Source organism: Halomonas terrestris, from assembly GCF_049166755.1.
Taxonomy (GTDB): Bacteria; Pseudomonadota; Gammaproteobacteria; order Pseudomonadales; family Halomonadaceae; genus Halomonas.
Window position 1 is genome coordinate 63,657 of the sequence record NZ_JBMHFZ010000004.1, and the last position, 16,821, is coordinate 80,477.

At 66.2% G+C, this 16,821-nt stretch carries 18 protein-coding genes; 9 read left to right on the forward strand and 9 right to left on the reverse strand.

Annotated features, from left to right (window positions below; all coding sequences use genetic code 11):
• The first annotated feature begins 39 nt into the window (after window positions 1–39).
• The 5 genes from ACOMD9_RS05805 to ACOMD9_RS05825 all read left to right on the forward strand — a co-directional run bounded on the left by ACOMD9_RS05805 (window position 40) and on the right by ACOMD9_RS05825 (window position 3,891).
• Window positions 40–2,553 (forward strand): heavy metal translocating P-type ATPase, encoded by a 2,514-nt coding sequence (locus ACOMD9_RS05805; protein ID WP_421412737.1) that lies wholly within the window; start codon window positions 40–42, stop codon window positions 2,551–2,553.
• Window positions 2,550–2,792: a DUF2933 domain-containing protein gene (locus tag ACOMD9_RS05810; RefSeq protein ID WP_421412739.1), complete on the forward strand. Its 243-nt coding sequence runs from the start codon at window positions 2,550–2,552 to the stop codon at window positions 2,790–2,792. Before ACOMD9_RS05805 ends, ACOMD9_RS05810 begins: the two co-directional genes overlap by 4 nt.
• 81 nt (window positions 2,793–2,873) lie before the next feature.
• Window positions 2,874–3,227 carry a hypothetical protein gene (locus ACOMD9_RS05815; RefSeq protein ID WP_421412741.1) on the forward strand — a complete coding sequence of 118 codons (354 nt, stop codon included), beginning with the start codon at window positions 2,874–2,876 and terminating at the stop codon, window positions 3,225–3,227.
• A gap of 77 nt (window positions 3,228–3,304) precedes the next feature.
• A complete protein-coding gene (locus tag ACOMD9_RS05820; protein WP_421412743.1) occupies window positions 3,305–3,454 on the forward strand; it encodes a hypothetical protein in 150 nt (49 codons plus the stop codon).
• A complete protein-coding gene (locus ACOMD9_RS05825) occupies window positions 3,451–3,891 on the forward strand; it encodes a DUF411 domain-containing protein (protein WP_421412744.1) in 441 nt (146 codons plus the stop codon). The genes ACOMD9_RS05820 and ACOMD9_RS05825 overlap by 4 nt, the downstream gene beginning before the upstream one ends.
• Window positions 3,892–3,963: 72 nt before the next feature.
• Here ACOMD9_RS05825 and ACOMD9_RS05830 read toward each other — a convergent pair whose 3' ends face one another.
• Window positions 3,964–5,433 (reverse strand): esterase/lipase family protein, encoded by a 1,470-nt coding sequence (locus ACOMD9_RS05830; protein WP_421412745.1) that lies wholly within the window; start codon window positions 5,431–5,433, stop codon window positions 3,964–3,966.
• A gap of 306 nt (window positions 5,434–5,739) precedes the next feature.
• On the opposite strand from ACOMD9_RS05830, the gene ACOMD9_RS05835 reads away from it, so the two are divergent.
• Entirely contained in the window at window positions 5,740–6,078 is a 339-nt protein-coding gene (locus ACOMD9_RS05835; protein ID WP_421412746.1) for a hypothetical protein, read from the forward strand.
• 341 nt (window positions 6,079–6,419) lie between these two features.
• Here ACOMD9_RS05835 and ACOMD9_RS05840 read toward each other — a convergent pair whose 3' ends face one another.
• The 8 genes from ACOMD9_RS05840 to ACOMD9_RS05875 form a co-directional block, all read right to left on the reverse strand.
• Window positions 6,420–6,875 (reverse strand): GNAT family N-acetyltransferase, encoded by a 456-nt coding sequence (locus ACOMD9_RS05840; protein ID WP_421412747.1) that lies wholly within the window; start codon window positions 6,873–6,875, stop codon window positions 6,420–6,422.
• 94 nt (window positions 6,876–6,969) lie between these two features.
• Window positions 6,970–7,806 (reverse strand): hypothetical protein, encoded by an 837-nt coding sequence (locus tag ACOMD9_RS05845; RefSeq protein ID WP_421412748.1) that lies wholly within the window; start codon window positions 7,804–7,806, stop codon window positions 6,970–6,972.
• Between the two features lie 113 nt (window positions 7,807–7,919).
• The gene (locus ACOMD9_RS05850) at window positions 7,920–8,885 is read right to left on the reverse strand and encodes a bile acid:sodium symporter (RefSeq protein ID WP_421412749.1); all 966 of its coding nucleotides are present in this window, start codon (window positions 8,883–8,885) and stop codon (window positions 7,920–7,922) included.
• Window positions 8,878–9,708, reverse strand: a complete 831-nt coding sequence (locus ACOMD9_RS05855) for an MOSC domain-containing protein (RefSeq protein ID WP_421412750.1) — start codon at window positions 9,706–9,708, stop codon at window positions 8,878–8,880. The genes ACOMD9_RS05850 and ACOMD9_RS05855 overlap by 8 nt, the downstream gene beginning before the upstream one ends.
• 75 nt (window positions 9,709–9,783) lie before the next feature.
• Complete coding sequence (locus tag ACOMD9_RS05860; RefSeq protein WP_421412752.1) at window positions 9,784–10,224, reverse strand: YtoQ family protein; 441 nt, start codon at window positions 10,222–10,224, stop codon at window positions 9,784–9,786.
• A gap of 383 nt (window positions 10,225–10,607) precedes the next feature.
• The gene (locus tag ACOMD9_RS05865; RefSeq protein ID WP_421412753.1) at window positions 10,608–10,937 is read right to left on the reverse strand and encodes a hypothetical protein; all 330 of its coding nucleotides are present in this window, start codon (window positions 10,935–10,937) and stop codon (window positions 10,608–10,610) included.
• 125 nt (window positions 10,938–11,062) lie between these two features.
• Entirely contained in the window at window positions 11,063–11,797 is a 735-nt protein-coding gene (locus ACOMD9_RS05870) for an NYN domain-containing protein (protein WP_421412754.1), read from the reverse strand.
• A 227-nt stretch (window positions 11,798–12,024) separates the two neighbouring features.
• Complete coding sequence (locus ACOMD9_RS05875; protein WP_421412755.1) at window positions 12,025–13,710, reverse strand: putative bifunctional diguanylate cyclase/phosphodiesterase; 1,686 nt, start codon at window positions 13,708–13,710, stop codon at window positions 12,025–12,027.
• A 198-nt stretch (window positions 13,711–13,908) separates the two neighbouring features.
• On the opposite strand from ACOMD9_RS05875, the gene ACOMD9_RS05880 reads away from it, so the two are divergent.
• The 3 genes from ACOMD9_RS05880 (at window position 13,909) to thpD (ending at window position 16,765) form a co-directional block, all read left to right on the forward strand.
• Entirely contained in the window at window positions 13,909–14,790 is an 882-nt protein-coding gene (locus tag ACOMD9_RS05880; RefSeq protein WP_421412756.1) for a DMT family transporter, read from the forward strand.
• Window positions 14,791–14,833: 43 nt separating this feature from the next.
• Window positions 14,834–15,592: a Mut7-C RNAse domain-containing protein gene (locus tag ACOMD9_RS05885; protein WP_421412757.1), complete on the forward strand. Its 759-nt coding sequence runs from the start codon at window positions 14,834–14,836 to the stop codon at window positions 15,590–15,592.
• A gap of 222 nt (window positions 15,593–15,814) precedes the next feature.
• Window positions 15,815–16,765, forward strand: coding sequence for an ectoine hydroxylase (gene thpD / locus ACOMD9_RS05890; protein WP_421412758.1), 951 nt, complete (start codon window positions 15,815–15,817; stop codon window positions 16,763–16,765).
• Window positions 16,766–16,821: the final 56 nt, after the last annotated feature.

Here is a 16,821-nt window from a genome sequence, read left to right on the forward strand (position 1 = left end):
GCTGCCTGCCGACATCGACTCCTGGCGGGAGGCACCGACATGGCCAATGAGGACAGGAGCCCTCGGATCGAACTGACCGTCCCGGGCATGGGCTCGGACCACTGCGCCGGCATCGTGCGCAAGACGCTCGAGCGCCTCGAGGGCGTGGGTGAGATCCACACCAATATCGCCAACCACCGCGTCAGCGTGACGGTGGGTGCCGAGGGCCCGGATGGCGAGGCACTGAAACGCGCCGTCGAAGGCGCCGGCTACGATGTCGCTGCCGTCGGCGGTGACAGGGGCAAGCAGCAGATCCGCCTGACGGTACCCGGCATGGGCAGCGACCACTGTGCCGGCATCATCCGCAGTACCCTGGAGCGCCTCGACGGCACCGGGACGATCGATACCAATATCGCCAGTCACCAGGTCAAGGTGACGGTCGAGGCGGGCGGCCCCGACGGCGACGCCCTCAAGCGTGCCGTGGAGGGCGCCGGCTATGACGTGGCCGCCGTACAGGAAGAAACCGGGGAAGAAGACGCCGAGGCCGATGCCGAGATCGAGGAAGCCTACCTCGGCCAGGCGCGCAAGCGACTGATCATCGCCGCGATCCCCACCACCCTGATCATGCTGCTGATGATGCCGCACATGTTCTGGCAGCCGATCCCGGGGTATCTGGCGATCATCGCCGTGCTGGGCTTTCCGGTGGTGTTCCTCTACGGCGGCATCGCCACCCATCGCTCGAGCTGGCGCTCGCTGAAGAACGGCACCTTCAACATGGACGTGCTGATCTCCATGGGCAGCCTGCCCCCCTACCTGATCGGCCTGATCGGCTTCGTCTACCCGATGACCTCGTTCATCGAGATGGCCGCCACCATCATGACCTTCCACCTGCTGGGTCGCTATCTGGAAGCCCTGGCCAAGGGGCGTGCCTCCCAGGCGATCCGACGCCTGTTGACCCTGGGCGCCAAGACGGCACGGGTCGAGCGCGACGGCGAGGAAGTCGAGGTACCGGTCAAGGAGCTCGCCCCCGGCGACATCATGGTCGTGCGCCCCGGCGACAAGGTGCCCACCGACGGCGAGGTGGTCGAGGGCGAGAGCCATCTCGACGAGTCCATCGCCACCGGCGAGTCGGTGCCGGTCTACAAGAGCACCGGGGATGGCGTGATCGGCGCCACCATCAACAAGGAGGGGCGCCTGCGCGTCAAGGCCACGCGGGTCGGCGGCGATACCTTCCTCGCCCAGGTGGTGCGCCTGATCGACCAGGCGCAGGGCTCGCGCGTGCCGATCCAGGAGTTCGCCGACCGCATGACCGGGCGCTTCGTGCCCGCGGTGCTGATCATTGCCCTGGCCAGTCTCGTGGCCTGGGCGCTCTTCCCGGAGGCGCTGCGCCCGATCCTGGACTGGGGCGCCACCTTCCTGCCCTGGGTGAATCCCGAGGCGGCGGTGCCGGTGCTGGCGATACTGGCCGCCATCGCCGTGCTGGTCATCGCCTGTCCCTGCGCCCTGGGCCTGGCCACCCCCACCGCGCTGATGGTGGGTTCCGGCATCGGCGCCGAGCGCGGCATCCTGATCCGCTCCGGCGAGGCGATCCAGACCTTCAAGGACGTCAAGGTCATGGTGCTCGACAAGACCGGCACCATCACCCGCGGCGAGCCCCGGCTGACCGACGTCGTCGCCGCCGAGGGCGTCGACGAGGGCGAGCTGCTGCGGCTGGCCGCCAGCGTCGAGAACGCCTCCGAGCACCCCATCGCCCGGGCCATCGTCGACGGCGCCCGCGAGCGCGATGTCCCGCCCGAGGATGTCGGCGAATTCCGCTCCACCGGGGCGCGTGGCGTCTCGGGCAAGGTGGGCGAACAGAACGTGCTGATCGGCAATCGTCGCCTGCTCGACGAAGAAGGCGTCACCGGCCTCGAGGCCCTGGACGAGGCCATGCAGGCCCTCGAGGACAAGGGGCGCACCGTGGTGATCGTCGCCGCCGACGGCCAGGCGCGCGGCCTCGTCGCCGTCGCCGACACCCTCAAGGAGGAGTCGCGCGAGGCCATTCGCGGCATGCATGAACTCGGCCTGCACGTGGTGATGATCACCGGTGACAACGAGCGCGCCGCCCGGGCCGTGGCCGAGGAGGTGGGCATCGACGAGGTCCAGGCCGGGGTACTGCCGGAAGGCAAGGTCGATGCCATCCGCGCCCTGCAGGAGAAGCACGGCAACCATGTGGCGATGGTCGGCGACGGCATCAACGATGCCCCGGCGCTGACCCAGGCCAACGTGGGCATCGCCATCGGTGCCGGCGCCGACGTGGCCATCGAGGCGGCCGACGTGACCCTGGTACGCGGCGAGCTGACCGGGGTGGTGGAGGCCATGCACCTCTCCCGCGCCACCTTCGGCAAGATCGTGCAGAACCTGATCTGGGCCAGCGGCTACAACGTGGCCGCCATTCCCATCGCCGCCGCCGGGCTGCTGCACCCGATGATCGGCGTCATCGCCATGACCACCAGCTCGCTGTCGGTGATCGGCAATTCGTTGCTGCTCAAGCGGCGGTATGCCCGGATGCAGCCGAGAGGAGAAACCCCATGAAACACTCACACGCACCGAAGGAGCACGAGGGGGCGCCATCGAAGGGCAAGGGCGACGGCTTCTGGCACTCCACCATGGGCATCGTCTGCCTCGTGCTGATGGGAGGTACCGCCCTGCTGCTGATGTGGCGCAGCCACGCCTCGCTGGCCAGCGGCTGGTGGCTGTTGCTGCCCCTGGCACTCTGCCTCGGCATGCATTTCTTCATGCACCGCCACGGCCATCGCCATCATGACGACTGACGGAAGCCGTCCTTGCGCCAGGTCAATGACCCGGGGCATCTTATCGGGTTCAATGCAAGCATCGACCACGAGGTACCACGCATGACAGGGCTCGCCATGCCATCACCGAACAGAAGCGCAGGAGGCCGCCTGCTGGCGCTGCTCATCGCGCTGCTGCTGGTGATGGGCAGCCTGCCCGGCCATGCCGCACTGACCCTCGACACTGGTCACGGCGACTGCCTCACGCCCCACCTGCAGATGCCCAGCGGAGACGCGGCCGACTCCCCCATGGAAGCCGCCGACACCCAGGCCAGCACCTTCGGCTGCTCGGCCTGCTCCGCGCTCGCCCGCGGCGTGCAACTGGCCCGCTCCGAGCCCGCTTCCCCCGCCATCGCCCCGGCGATGGCCTTCGTCGAACGCACGCCTCAGCCCCCGAGGCGCCCTCCCAGAGCCTGAACGAACACCGGGCGGCTCGTCCGCCATGGAAAGCGACCGCATTCCCTTCACCTTTCATGTTCGTCAGGAGTCACACCATGTTCACCGAATGCACCGCCCTGATGGGGCCCATGGGCTGGGTGATGCCGATTGCCCTTCTGCTGCTGCTGGGCCTGGGCATCGCCTCCCTGATCAAGTACCTCTTCACCTCGCCCCGCTCCACCCACCACTCGGGAGATCGCTCATGAACCGCCATGTCACGCCCCTGCTGCTCGCCAGCGCCCTGCTGCTGGGATCCGCCGCGGCCCAGGCCGCCCTGCCCGACGAGGCCACCCTCTACAAGAACCCGCAGTGCGGCTGCTGCGACGAGTATGCCCGCCAGCTCGAGGCACTGGGGGTCTCGGTCACCATCGTCGACGATGTCGAGCTGGGCGACATCAAGCACCAGGTCGGCCTGCCCTACGGGCTCGGCTCCTGCCACACCATCGTGATGGGCGACTATGCCATCGAGGGTCATGTGCCCTTCGCCGCCATAGAGACGCTTTTCGAGGAGCGCCCCGACATCGGCGGCATCGGCCTGGCCGGCATGCCCATCGGCACCCCGGGCATGCCCGGCCCCAAGCAGGGCGACTGGAACATCTACCAGTTCACCGACCAGGAGCCATCGCCCTTCATGACGCTGTGACCTGACGGGCCAGCAACGCCAAGCGCCGCTCCAGGAGCGGCGCTTCTGCGTCACCCGAGATGACGAGCCGGCTCACTGCCAGTCGGAGACCTCCAGGTAGAGCCGCGCCTTGAAGCCCTTGCGGCTCCGCAGGGGCACATAACGGGCGCCGTCATCATCCACCCGAACCGCACGCCCACGTCCCTCGCCCCAGTCCTCGTCGCCCATGATGTAGCGCAGCCGCCAGCCATCGGCGCCGGCGGTCGCCAGGATCACCACCTTGTCGCGGATCAGGTTCTCGTCGGGCACCCGGCGACTGACGAACCAGCGCCCGGCCACCTTGAACTCGGTGCTGCGCACGGCGATATCGGCCACCAGCAGCATGGTCCGACCCTGACTCACGGTGATCTTCGAACTGTCCAGGTAGACCGAGAACAGTACCGGGTGCCGGGCATGTTCGTGGCCAGCGCGCTCCGGGTGGCACATCTCGTCATAGCGGCGGAAGATCGCCGAATTGTGCTCCGAACGACGGTCCGACAGTGCCACCGGCGGGAACAGACGCGGCGTCACCGTGCACTCGAAGAGGTAACTGCCCTCGATCGCGTTGCCATCCTTCTTCGCCTGCTCCAGGGAGGGTGGCAGCGGCAGGTGCTCCACCACCATCCGCCCCTTCATGAGCGCATCGCCGAACAGGAAGCGCGTGAGGTTCTGGTACGCCGTCTCGGAGTTGACCATCCCGTAGTAACCGCTGTGGCTGAGGTAGGCATGCACCCGGGGGGCGCCCTCGACCCACGCGTTGTCGATCTTCACCAGGCCGTCGCTCGACTGCCCGACGGCATGCCGCATGGCGTTGTAGTCCCTGTGGTTGGTGCCCACCAGGCAGAAGAAGCGTTCGGGGGGAAAATGCCCGTCCAGGTGATTGACCCGGCCCTCGCGGGGGGTGAGTTGCAGGTAGTCGGCGATCCGGTCGCGGTTGAAGTTGTTGATGTCCCACATGCCCAGGAAGCGCGGCACGTTGACCCCGGCCACCTCGATGCCGTTGTGCGGCGTGCCGTAGGTGAACACCTTGTCGACACACGCCTTGGCCTCGGGGTCGCCCACGGTATCGTTCTGCAGCAGGCAGCGGCAGACCAGTCCCCCCATGGAGTGGGCCACCAGGTAGACCTTGAAGGCCGCCAGTGCCTCGGCATCCCCGCCGCAGATACGCTCGCGCAGCCACAGGATCTGGTCCGACAGGTCGGCGGCCGCATCGGTGATCGAGGGACGCTGTCCCCGTCCCTCGATATCCTCGTAGTAGCGGTGGATCATCAGGCTCTTGCGGGGCAGCCGGTCGTCGAGGACCGCTCCCTCCTGGTAGATGTCACGGTAGCCATGGTCCTTCATCAGCCGGATCACCGGTGACTCGAAGATGAAGGTGTGGAATTCGCCCCCCGGCCCAAGGCGCACCCGGGTGGCCCCGAGGTTGAATCCCATGTAGGGGGTGTTGATGGTGTGCTCGATCTCCGAATCGCGCATGGCAAAGCCGCGCACGTAGATGATCGGGTGGTAGCTCGACTGGCTCATGGGGCGGCCCCGTTCGTTGTTGTTGGTGCCTCCTCAGTACGGCACGGGATCGGCCCCCCTGCCACTTTTGCATCACCTCCCCCGGCCACCGGCAGGCAGTGCCCCGGGCGACGGGCGGCGCCACCCGGGTGTTCGGTGGTGGTCACGGCACAGGGCGCGGGGTGTCGTCGACGACGCTCACCAGGAGCCCCCGACCACGCCGCGGATGCCAACATTTTCCAATTGAGCTAGCCGCCATGCCTCAGGCAACATGGAGCAAAGGAGAGCAAGCACGGATGAGCAACGGCATACCGCTGGAGGAGCCATATGCAACCGCTGAGCTATTACTACTATAACGTGCTGGAAGGCCTCGAGAAGCCGTGTGATGTGCCGAGGGCTGACCTTCAGGAGGGGTACGATATCCTGTATCGCCATGGCGGGCGCATCGAGCTGGACCTCATGCGCAAGGCCGAGGATGGGGATGCACAGGGCAAGCCGTACTACTGGTATGAAGCCCTCGATGCCGAGCAGCGGGCGAAATTGCACAAGGCGCTGGATGACGAAGACCCCGCCAAGATCCTCAAGGTCATGCAGCGCAATGGCTATGCCGGCGTCCTCTATCACCATGCACGGGAGCATTTCGGCGCTCGGGCTGACAGCGGCTAGGCGGGTCGCCTAGCCGCATGGCCATCCGCCTGTCATCGGATGGCCCGATGACAGGGAGGTGAAAGGGTACTGCCACCCTGCGCCAGACATCGAGGGTCCGCGCCATCACGGGCCCTTTTTCCTGCCCGGTGGTTCACCTCCCCGGCACGGGCCCTCTCCCGGGGGGAAGAGGGGGGACTCGTCCCCTGCACGACCGGAGGGAAAAGGGGGTGTCGATGGCAGCCAAGTTTCCGCCGGCAGCATGATGGGCCCTGAATCGCGGGGAAGCAGCCGGCCAGACACTCATCCGCATCGGACAAGGGACATGAGGACACGCGACTCCCGATTACCCGACGCGTTTCTTACCCTTGCTTCCATTGATACATGAGAAAGTCGCTCGGGCCGGTCGTGTAGCGATCGTAGAATGCCCGGCCCCGCTCGTTGAAGTGCTGGGTGATCCACCGGATCGCCGGCCACTCGCGCTCAGCGGCAAGCTTCCTCAGGCCTTCGAACAGCGCATCGGCCGCTCCAGTTCCACGCACGTCCGGGGATACGAACATGTCATCGAGGAAGCCGATATCACAGCCTCCCAGGGGCCGCGGGCAGGCGCGCACATGCACGAAACCGACCGCCCTGTTGCTGGCATCGCGGGCGAGCATGCCCTCCAGCACATGCTCGGGGTCGAGCAACCAGCCCCAGACGGTATCGGCGATAGCGTCTTCCATCGGCACGCCGTAGAACTCGGCGTAGCCATTGAACAACTCTTGCCATTCGGCCCTGTCATTCTCGGTCACGAAGTCTGTCTGAAAGGCTGTCATGCATTCTCCGGCGCAGATGATAGAAGCTGGGGGTTGAGGCTGAACAGTCGGGACGGCCGTCAACCGATCCTCGACATTGTGGTGCACACCTCCTTCACTTGTCCCTCGGGTCACCCGGCAGGTAGCCGCCGGTGACGACCCGGTAGGCATCGGAGGTACGATCACCGGGGATGCCGTCGATCTTGAGGAAGATACCCGGGAAGGTGTTCAACCAGCGCTGCAACTCCTGATCACGTTTCACCATGTCGGGCTTCGACGAGCGGCGCATGCGGTGGCGCGACACCAGAGGCTTGTGGCGTCCGGCAGGCTTGGCTTCCGTGGCGGTATAGAGGGTGACCCCGGGCTGGTCGGTGAAGTCCACCAGCCCCTTCTCGGCCATGCGCCTGAGCAATACCGCCGCGCCGCATTGCCTCGAGACCGCGGTGTCGGACCAGCGGCCGTCCGCCACGTACTTGCCACGCTCGTAGTGTTCGGAGAAGCACCACAGGTAGGGTGACAGCACATGGGGATGATAGAGCCGGTAGCCCCAGCCGTTGTACTTCTCCAGCTGGTAGAGCAGGCCCGCCAGGCTCCAGTCGGTATTGGCATTCAGTCGCTTGAAGGCCATGGCGTCGGTGGCGCTATCCTCCCAGCTGAAGGGCGGCGAGCCCTTCCTGGGACGGCCCGCAGGCACCCTCACGGTGCGCGCGGCAAGCGGGTCGCCGTTGTGCAGGTGGCGCGAGAAATCGCCACTGGACTCCATGTTGTGCACCACGGCAACGAAGCCCCAGGGCACGCCCTGGCGATTCGACACCGCCTCGTAGCGTGAGCGGTGCTGGTCCAGCCGATCAATGGTGCGTTCGACATCGGCCGCACGCTCGGGGCGCACACGACAGGTCTCGAACAGCTGCTCGTACTCGCGGCGCAGCCCCGCATTCAGGGAAATCGCCATGTCCCCCCCTCTCCCGGTGCAGGCCCCGTGCTCGACACACCGCCAGCCCGCTGCCTGATGGCTTCTCTGATCAGCGTAGACCAGCCGGCTCGACCGGGGGGCCGGGAGGGCGGTCAGCCGCCGGGCAGGTCGGGAAACAGCCAGCGGGGTACCAGCCGCAGGAAGACCAGCATCCCGAACAGCTCCACCAGCGATTGCAGGACCACCACCACCACCGCTGCCTCGAAGCCGGCCGGCAAGGCCAGTGCCAGGGGCAGCACGACGAAGGAATTGCGGGAACCGAAACTGAAGGCCAGCACCCGGCCCTGGGCCACCGGCAGCCGGAAGGCCCGTGCCAGCAACCAGGCCAGCAACGCCGCGGCCACCAGGAAGCCCAGGAACACCGGCAGTAGCCAGCCCAGCAGCCCGAGGGAACCGGTGACCGTCTCGACCTGTCCCGCCGCTACCGCGAACAGTACCAGCGCCAGCAGCGGGACCGGCAGCCAACCGAGCCTCTCGATCAGCCACCGACGTCCCGGTGCACGCTCGGCCCAGCGCTCGGAGAGGAAGGCTGCCATCAGGGGCAGCAGGATCAGCCCGCCGAAGGCCTCCAGCAGTTCCCGCTGTATCACGCCGGCCAGGGCCGTCTGGCCCAGAAACAGCCACAGGTAGAGTGGCAGCAGGGCGAGTTGAAGCAACAGGCTCAGCGGGGTGAAGGCGATGGCGGCGGAGGTGTCGCCACCCCCGAGATGGGTGAAGGAAAGAAACCAGTCGGTACAGGGGACCAGCAGCACCAGCAGCACTCCGAACCGCAGCGCCGGATCCACCGGCAACCACTGCACCAGGCCCCAGACGATCGGCGGAATCACCAGGAAGTTGCCGACCACCGCCGCGGCCAGGAAGCGAGCATTCGCCAACCGCCGATGCAGTCCCACCAGGGGAACCTGGGTGAAGGTCACGTAGAGCAGCAGAGCGAGCAGCGGCCAGAGCAGGGTCTCGAGCAAGCCGACCCGGCCGGGTGAGTGAGTACCCACCGCCAGGCCGGCGAGGATCGCCGCCAGGTAGAGGAAGACCTGGTTCGCCTCGAGCCGGTCACGCATCGACGTATTCGAGCCTGTCCCCGACACGGATCGTGCTGCCCTCGCCGGCCAGCAGCGTGGCGTTGTGGCCGAAGTAGGCCCCCGGCGCCAGGCTCATGCCGGCCAGGGTCTGGAGCGGTTCCTTCGGCTCGAGCGCATCACCGGTACGCTGATCGAGGGTGATGATCTTGCAGCGCTGGCAGGGCTTGCGCATGCCCAGCCGATAGCCGTCGCCGGCCAGGGTGTCCCATCCGTGCTCGGCGAAGGGGGCGCTGCCCTCGACGACGATGTTGGGTCGGAAGCGGGCCATGGGTACCGCGCCCGCGCCCTTGGCCTCGAGCACCTCGTTGAGGGCTGCCAGCGACGACTCGGCCGTCACCAGGAACGGAAAGCCATCGGCGTAGGCCGTATGCGCCTGCTCGCCCTGCTGGTAACGCGGGTCCACGCGGCGCTGCTGATCCGGCGCGAAGCGCACCAGCCGCAGGCCGCTGCCCTTCCAGTCGCCCAGTACCCCGGCCAGCCAGTCGGCGGCCTCGGTGCCCTCGTCGAGCCCCTGGCACTGGTCCCCCCACACATGGGTGGTGATCCGCGGCTGATCGTCCCGCGCCAGCGGGATCCTCAGCGGCCGCGCATCGGGATGGTCCAGCACCAGGGCGTCGGTATCGAGGCGCACCGCCACCTGGGCCATGCGCGGCAGCTGGCGCTGGGTGACGAAGCGGCCGACATCATCGACCACCATCCAGTGACGATCGAAGGCGAGCCCGCGCGGTCCCAGCACCGCCTGCTCGAGCGCGATGCCACGCAATGACTTGACCGGGTAGATGTTGAGCTCAGTGATGCGCACGGCGGACTCCTCAAGCGTCGACGTCGAAGGCCCCTTGGCGGGCGGAGCCCCTCATCATAGCCGAGTTCGTCGCCGTCAGGCCCGGGTGACGTAGCGCAGGATCTCGACCACCTGGTGGGTGGTGGTGGCCCAGGCCATGGCCGCGGCGTCGACCTCCTTGAGCGGATGGATGATCTCCTCGCCATGCAGGGTGACGTAGGGCTTGCCCAGGGCGGCGCAGTAGCCGGCGTCGAAGGCGGCGTTCCACTGCTTGTACTTGTCGCCGAAGCGCACCACCACCAGGTCGCTCTGCTCGATCAGTGTCTTGGTGCGGATGGCGTTGACCTTGGATGACTTGTGGTCACGCCAGAACGGCTGGCTCTCCTCGCCCAGGTGGTCGCCGGCGGCATCGCTGGCATCGTGGTCGGTCACCGCCGAGGTGAAGACGACGTCCAGGCCGGCGGCTTCGGCACCGCGCCGGATCTCGTCGCGCCAGTCAGTGTGGATCTCGCCGGAGAGATAGACGTAAAAGCTCATGTGGGGGCTCCAGTTGATGAATCGGGAGCGACATGATAGCCCATCGACCCGAGTTTACGGAAATTGCTTCCATGTTGATGACTGCCCCGCCGACGCCGCAGGATCGGCAGGCGAGGACGCCAGCCATCGAAGCCCCGCTCGACGGCTGTCGGAATCGACAAGGGAATCACGAAGGGGCAGATCGTCGATGACCTACAGCGCTCTGTAGGTAATCGCTTACACGCTTCTCCCGCCCATGCTGACACCACGATGGCAGGCCGTCGATTAGGCTGGGCAGGCAACTCACGCTATCTCCCTGCATAGCATTTCTGTGAGTTTCCCTGCCTTGGCCCGCCAACCCGGCGGGCCCTTTCTGGCGGCTTCACTGCCCGACCGCTACGGCACTACAGCCGCCTGGTCTCGATGACATGGCCGATGATGGGATAACCCGCCTGCCTGGCGGCCTTCTCGGCTTCCAGCTGCGCCTCGAGCCTGGAGATGCTCGGGGAGACATGTTCAAAGACGGTGTCCGCCTCCAGTTGCCGGGTGCGCACTGCCAGCTTGACGACATGGCCGGTCCTGAAGGCATCGCTCGAGGTGTCGCCCCCGGCCGGCCTGGCGGTCCCCCCGGACAACGCCTCCGGGGGCTTTCTGGCCGGACGCTTCTCCGGCTTCATGAAGGCGTCGATCTCACGACGCATGTTCTGCTCGAAATCGCTCAGCTCCGTGGTCATCGTCTCTCCGTCGGCCACTACAATAGCGCGAACATACCAGAACAGCGGCTCGCCCAGCCACTCGGAAGCCCTGGCGGGAGGCCACCGCCGGCCACGGGCGCTAGATCGACGGCGGCATGGCGGCCCTACTTCTTGCGCTTGTCGTGAATGTAGATGACCTTGGAGCTCTCGCTCTTCGACTGTCGTTCCTCGATATCGAAGAGCTCGGTTGCCGCCACCAGTTCGCCCAGCTTCCGATACCCGTAGTTGCGCGAATCGAAGTCAGGGAACTGCTTGACGATATTGCTGCCGACGGCGGCCAGGGGGGCCCAGCCGCTGTCGTCCGATGAGGATTCGACCGCCTTGCGCAGGGAGTTGACGAGCTTGGCGTCCGATTTCAGCTCCCTGCTGGAACGCCTGGCGCCCTCCTGGTCCTCCTCCTCGCTCTCACGCAACACTTCCGTGTAGATGAACTTGTCACAGGCCGCGACGAAAGGGAGTGGCGTCTTCATTTCACCGAAACCGAACACCGTGAGCCCGGACTCCCTCAGCCTCGATGCCAGCCGAGTGAAGTCACTGTCACTCGATACCAGGCAGAAACCGGTGAAGTTGCCCGTGTACAGAAGGTCCATGGCATCGATGATCAGGGCACTGTCGGTCGCGTTCTTTCCCCTGGTATAGCCGAATTGCTGGACCGGCTGGATGGAGTGCTGCAAGAGCACGTCCTTCCACCCCTTCAGCTGCGGCCCCGTCCAGTCGCCATAGATGCGTTTCACGTTGGCGACGCCGTACTGGGCAATCTCCGACAACAGACCGTCCACGATACCCGGCTGGGCATTGTCTGCATCGATCAGCACCGCGAGATTGTTGTTGGTTTCCATTGCTCCCTCCTTCATGGCTCCACCCGCAGGACATCATTGCCGAGGACAAGCTTGTCACACCCTTGTGACAGCCGTTGCCCCACGAGGGCGCCGGGATGCCCCTGAGCCCCTGACAAGCGGCTCGCCATCGGCGGCCATGGGCTGGGCTGCGCCCTGGACCCGGTACCGGTGAGCGTCGACGACGAGGGCTGGCTGGTGATCGGGTAGACAGCACTGTGCCGGCCGGGTCATCGTGAAGTCAGCCGTTGTCGAGTCGCGTACTCTCGGCACCACTCGCGATAATCCGATGCGCATAGGGCCGGCGAAAAATAGAACCCCTGCGCCTGGTCACACCCCAGTTCACGCAGACAGTTGCGCTGCCCGGCGGTTTCCACCCCTTCCGCGGTCACCACCAGGCCCAGCGCGTGCCCCACGTCGATCATGCAGGCCATCAGGTCGCGCGCCCGCTTGTCTTGCTCGAGGCCGGTGACGAAGGAGCGATCGATCTTGAGGCCCGTGATGGGCAGGTGCCGCAGGTATTCGAAGGAAGCGAAGCCGGTGCCGAAGTCGTCGATGCTCACCCCCACGCCAAAGTCGCGAATGCGCTGAATGGCCTCGCACGCCGCCTCCAGGTCACCGATCAGGGCGCTCTCGGTGATCTCCACCTCCAGGGTGTGCGTCAGCGAGGCGAGTTGCCCGGCAAGCTTCCTGATGTCCTGCAACAGCGCCTCGTCGTACAGGTTATGCACCGAGAGGTTGATGCTCACCACACCCGGCCCCGTTTCATTTGCCGCGAACCGGCACGCCTGCTCGACCACGAAGCGGGTGACCGGCGAGATCAGGGTCGTGTTCTCGACCTTGGGCATGAAGGTCCCCGGCGGGATCATGTCACCGTCGCTATCGCGCCAGCGGATCAATCCCTCGCAGCCGCATACCCGATCGTCGGCGAGACGAATCTTGGGCTGATAATGCAGCGCGAACTCGCCCTCTGCCAGGCCCTTCCTCACCCGGGCGATCAGCCGTATCGCCTGGATGGTGCGCCGTTGGAAGGCGGGCGAATAATGGCTGTGCGAACGACGCCTTTCGATCGCCGCGAACATGGCGATTCTCGCCTCATGGATCAACGTCTCGGGTGTGCTCTCCCCCCTCGGCGCAACGCTGCTGCCCATCACCAGTTGCACGCGAATGGGCACCTGCTGGATCTGCAGGCTCTCCTCCCCGATCTCCGTCAGGCGTTCCGCTATGTACGCCAGGTCATCCGGCACGATGTCGTCGATGATGAGTGCCAGCTCGGCGTTGCTGAATCGGTACGCCGTCGCCCCCCCGCGAACCGCATGTCGCAGGCGCTCCCCCATGGCGAGGATCAGTTCATCGGTGGCATCCATCCCCATGGCTTCCATGACATCCGTGATATCAGTGATCCTGACCAGCATCAGCCCCACCGACCTCCCCTTCTGCCGATGGCGCAGGCTCTCGCGCAGGTCCTCCTCCAGGGAGACCGTGTTGGGAAGCCCCGACCGGGGATCCATGCGGGCCACGGCGATACGTGCTTCGGTCGCCCGGCGTCGTGACTGGAACAACCAGCCGGCCACACCGCCGAGGAACAGGTACATGGCAATGCGTATCAACCAGTTGCCGGGGGATTGGAAAGTGCCGGCATCGACGTTCAGCGGCATCAACGCCATCAGCACGCCGGCGACGAGGGCCACGAGCAGCCCGCCGGGCAGCAGGTACCAGGCCGCGCCGAGCAGCACCGGAATCAACATCAGGTAGGGATAGGCGTAGGCGGTGCCTCCCGTGGCATAGACCACCAGGCTTCCCAGGATCAACAGCCCCCCCAGGACACCACCGTTCATGGCATGCTTCACCAGGAAAGGCGAGGTGCCGACATATCGATCTCTCATCTTCAGCATGTGCCTGACAACGAGTTCCATGACGCGCTTTCCTCTTTATCCTTGGTATTGATATCCAGCTCCTGCGCCCAGGATCGGTAATTCGCTGGCCGACTCGCCCACGCATGTAAGCGTATGTCACTGGAGTGGCGGTGCCAGCGGCGGTATCAACGCCTGGCTTTCCCTGACCGCGGTTCGGTCGTAATCTGATCGGCCACCCCCTACCGACGAGGACATGGAATGTCACCGGCCGATACGCTGCGATTGATCCTGCTCTCCTCACTGTGGGGCCTGTCGTTCATCTTCATGCGAGTGGCAGTGCCCGAGTTCGGCACCGTGCCGCTGATCCTGGTGAGGATGGGCGTCGGCGCCCTGCTGCTGGTCCCGTTGCTGCTGAGCCTGCGCTACCTCACGCTGGTATGGCAGAACAAGGGTGGCCTGATGCTGCTGGGACTGATCAACCACGTGCTGCCCTTCTCGCTGCTGGCACTGGCCACCACCCGGCTGGAGGCCGGCTTCACCTCGCTGATCAATGCCACCACACCGATCTTCACCGCGCTGCTGGGCGCCCTGTTCTTCGCCACGCCGGTGCAGCGCCAGCAGTACCTGGGACTGGCCATGGCCTTCCTCGGGGTCTACGTGCTCTCCGCCGACCGGCTGGACTTCGCCCTCGGCGGCGATGGCTGGTTCATCCTCGCCGTGCTGGGCGCCACCTTCTGCTACGGCGTGGCCAGCAACTACGCCAGGATGCACCTCTCACACCTGCCGGTGCGGGTGCTGGCCGCGGGCAGCACCGCCATGTCGGCGCTGATCCTGCTGGTACCGGGGCTGCTGCTGTGGCCCACCGAGCCCATCAGCACCATGGCCTGGGCCAACGGCCTGGGGCTGGCGGTGCTCAGCACCGCCCTGGCCTTCCTGCTCTACTTCGGGCTGATCGCCAGTGCCGGGGCCACCGCCACCTCCACGGTCACCTTCCTGGTACCGGTGAGTGCGCTTGCCTGGGGTTACCTGCTGCTCGGGGAACGGCTCAGCCTGCAGGTCCTGGCGGGCATGCTGATCACCCTGCTCGGCACGGCCATCGCCACCCGGATGGTGCGGCTGGGCCGGAGGGAAGTGGCCTAGGGGGATAGACTATCCCCCCGAGACCCGCAACAGGGAGCAAGTCATGGCCGATGCCACTTTCCGCTTCCATGCCGAGCTGAACGACTTCCTGCCCGGGAACAGGCGCGGCGTCCCCTTCGGCCATGCCTTCGAGCGCCGGGCCGCGATCAAGGACGTGATCGAATCCCTGGGGGTACCGCACACCGAGGTCGACGTCATCCTGGCCGAAGGCCACTCGGTCGGCTTCGACTATATCCTGCGCGATGGGGACCGCATCGAGGTCTACCCCTGGTCGCTGGCCGCCCCGGTCCCCTCGCCCCGGCACCTGCGCCCGAGACCGCCGGCCGTGCCGCGTTTCGTGCTGGATGCCCACCTCGGCAGGCTCGCCCGCTACCTGCGCCTGCTCGGCTTCGACTGCCGCTATCGCAACGACGCCACCGACGGCGAGCTGGCCGCCTGCGCCGACGAGGAGGACCGCGTCCTGCTCACCCGCGACCGTCCCCTGCTCAAGCGCAAGCGCATCCGGATGGCCCACTTCGTGCGTGCCGACGATCCCTGGCGGCAGGTCGAGGAAGTCTGCGACACCCTCGACCTGCATGGGGCCTTCGCGCCCTTCACCCGCTGCACGCGCTGCAACGGCCGGCTGGTCGAGGTCGACAAGGCGGCGATCATCGAGCAACTCGAACCGCTGACGAAGCGTTACGTCGACGACTTCCTGCAGTGCGAGGCGTGCGGCCAGGTCTACTGGCACGGCAGCCATGTCGCGCATATGCAGGCCCTGGTGGCACGGCTGCGGCAAGGGCGCGCGTCCCCGGCGACCTGATCGGCCCCGCTCGGGCCGGAGGGCTTGAACTCGCGCGCCCCTACCCCGAGGTCATCCACACGGACCGGGGCCCTCCCGATCGGGCCATCGGTCGAATCCTTCGCCAGGCTGGAGGAACGGGAGTTGCCCCCGATCACGAGCGAACCATCGGTGAATCCGCAACAACGAGCTGGCTGGATATTCAAGGGGGTGCATTCACAGACACCACGAGGAGGTGTTCCCATGATCACTCACCATGACCCTTATCCGACTCGCGTGAAGGAGTACCGCGAGCCATTCCGGAGACTCGATCCGATCGTGCATGCTCGCAACCAGCGGCGCTGGGAGGGACCTCTGGACGAGGTAGCGCTCTCGCGTTACGAGAGGGACGGTTTCCTGTGGTTCGAGGGCTTCTTCTCCAGGGATCGCATCGAACCCTTCTTCGCGGAGCTCAGGGAGATGGCCAATGACGAGCAGCTGATGCGCTCGGAGCAGGTCATCCAGGACCCCAACAGCGGTGCCATCCGCTCCGTGTTCGGCATGCACGAGATCTCGGCGCTCTTCGACCGACTGACCCGGGATCCTCGCATCCTGGGGATGGTGCGGCAGTTGCTGGGTAGCGAGGTCTACATTCACCAGTCACGCATCAATGACAAGTACGGCTTCCAGGGCAGCGGCTTCGACTGGCATTCGGACTTCGAGACCTGGCACTCGGAAGACGGCATGCCGAGGATGCGGGCCGTGAGTGCCTCGCTGATGCTGACCGACAACAACGAATTCAATGGCCCCCTGATGCTGATCCCCGGCTCTCACCGCCTGTTCGTCCCCTGCGTGGGGGAAACGCCGGAAATGAACTGGACGGAGTCCCTCAAGGCGCAGCGACTGGGAGTGCCGGACCAGGACACCCTGGCCATGCTTGCCGAGAATGGCGGCATCCAGGCGCCCAAGGGCCCGGCCGGCTCGCTGCTGTTGTTCGAGTGCAATACGCTGCACGCCTCGAACGAGAACATGTCCCCCTGGCCGCGCTCCAACCTGTTCTTCGTCTACAACAGCGTGGACAACCTCCTGGGCGAGCCCTATGCCGCGCCCTCCCCGCGGCCCGAGTTCCTCGGCGCGCGCCGGAATATCGCGCCACTGACGATGCATGACGACTTCCCGGAGCTCGCCGGGCAAGGGGTCAGCCCGCTGCGCTGATGGCGCTCTGCCCACCGGGGACGAATCGCCACGCGATCACAAGGACCACGGCAGTG